2 protein-coding genes and 2 pseudogenes are annotated in these 1,624 nt (G+C 60.3%); 3 read left to right on the top strand and 1 reads right to left on the bottom strand.

Annotated elements, in window-relative coordinates:
* Positions 1 to 138: 138 nt before the first annotated feature.
* The 3 genes and pseudogenes from YU1_RS34645 to YU1_RS33830 form a co-directional block, all read left to right on the top strand.
* Positions 139 to 321, top strand: a pseudogene (locus tag YU1_RS34645) (hypothetical protein); the annotation flags it as partial.
* A 294-nt stretch (positions 322 to 615) separates the two neighbouring features.
* A complete protein-coding gene (locus tag YU1_RS33835; protein ID WP_156922491.1) occupies positions 616 to 852 on the top strand; it encodes a hypothetical protein in 237 nt (78 codons plus the stop codon).
* A 258-nt stretch (positions 853 to 1,110) separates the two neighbouring features.
* Positions 1,111 to 1,269 (top strand): annotated as a pseudogene (locus YU1_RS33830) (helix-turn-helix domain-containing protein); the annotation flags it as partial.
* 42 nt (positions 1,270 to 1,311) lie between these two features.
* Here the strand turns inward: YU1_RS33830 and YU1_RS0125665 are convergent.
* Positions 1,312 to 1,624, bottom strand: a 313-nt coding sequence (locus YU1_RS0125665; protein WP_245263455.1) for a transposase, incomplete at its 5' end; no start/stop codon positions are given.

Below are 1,624 nucleotides of genomic sequence, written 5' to 3'. Positions count from 1 at the left end.
CCCGCCGTGGTCTACTTCAACGCCATCGAAACCGATCAGCAGGCATGCAGAGTAGCTTAATCCGCCCAGGATTCTGTCCAAGGATTGGAGGGTAGCTCAACCCGCCCGATTCGGGAATCCGATTTATGGGTCTGTGACCTAGATGTCCGCTACGGTGCACGGGGTGGTACCGCCTGCGCGGAATTCTCCTGGGAAGGTCACGACGAAACCGACCCGATCTGCGGCCGGTGCTGGGTGGAAATCGGCACCGCCGGACGCCTCATCGGCCATTTCTACATGCACAGCGGCGACGAATCAGGCTTCGTCTGCGAGCCGGACTGACTTCTTCAACAGCCTGCTAAAGGACCAAGTCGCAAGATGCCCCTCCCCGCCCCTCCCCGCCCCTGTCGCGCCAGCGTGTCATCGCATGCCGAAGCAAATCGACGGGGTGTGAGTTCATCTTGGGCCCTACAAGAAAAGCTTACGACACCGCTGCCATCCGGTCAGGTGCCGTAAGCCCGTCGCGCCGTTCCCGTTCCCCATCCGACGCGAGTGGCACGGGTTCGGTAACAAGGTGCAGCAGTTTGTAGTGATGCGTGATCTCGGTTAGTTTGATCGCGACCAGGAGGCAAATGCATGCTGCATGTCGATTTCTACACCACCACGAAGGCAGGAACGTCCAAGATCGAGAGAAAAGCAGTGGTGTATAAATCTGCACGAGCGGCCAAACGTGTGATTTATAAGGCTTCCAAGACAATTGAGTCCCGCCGACTGATCTGCGAGGACGATATTTCAGAAGTGATTCTCCAGCGGATTGACGCTGAGGGATATTTAGAGGTGGGCGCGCATGTGATCGAGTCGCGCCTGGGGTGAACCAGCGAATGTCGACGTCTCCCAGGCATGGGACCGCCTCACGAGGGTACCCCGAGCCCATCACGCACGCTTCCCATCCCCAGCTTTGGCTTGAAAGCTATCAACGGTTTGTGTGTCAGCTTGAAGCTCGGCTTCAAGGTAGTGGTCCGGCGCGCCGGCAACCCGTAGAGCGTTTTCCTCGCGTTTCGACTCGGCTTGGATTCCCAAATCGGCGGCGTTCTGATTCAAGCTTCGTGTCGGAGACGGAGGCCGACATGCATGGCCAGGACGCTGTCTTTGGATCTGCGGGAGCGGGTGGTTGCCGCCGTCGAGGGCGGGATGTCGCGGCGGCAGGCGGCCGAGCGCTTCGGGGTGAGTATCGCCAGCGCCGTGCGCTGGTGCGCCAGGATGCGGGACACTGGAAGCGTCGCGGCCAAGCGGGAGTGTCAGGAATTTCGTGTGGGGGCGGCGGGTTGAAGATCAGGCGGCCATGGCCTTTGTGAATCGCTCGCCGAAGATGACGGCGAACTGCGCCTTTGCCATCGCCCATTCACGAGGTGCCATCTTCCGCTCCTTTTCGGCCCGGTTCAAGACTAGGAAGAGGAGCTTCAGGGCGGCCTCGTCGGTGGGGAAGTGCCCTCTGGCCCGCACGGCGCGGCGTAGCTTGGCGTTGAGCACCTCGATGGCATTCGTGGTGGAGGTCACAGACCCATAAATCGGATTCCCGAATCGGGCGGGTGGTGATTCAACCTTCTGAACGGGAGGTTGCGATGGCGCGCTTTGATCTGACGGA

The organism is Azorhizobium doebereinerae UFLA1-100, assembly GCF_000473085.1.
Taxonomy (GTDB): Bacteria; Pseudomonadota; Alphaproteobacteria; order Rhizobiales; family Xanthobacteraceae; genus Azorhizobium; species Azorhizobium doebereinerae.
Note: the sequence above shows the minus strand (reverse complement) of the source record. Positions and strands in the feature narration are given on the sequence as shown.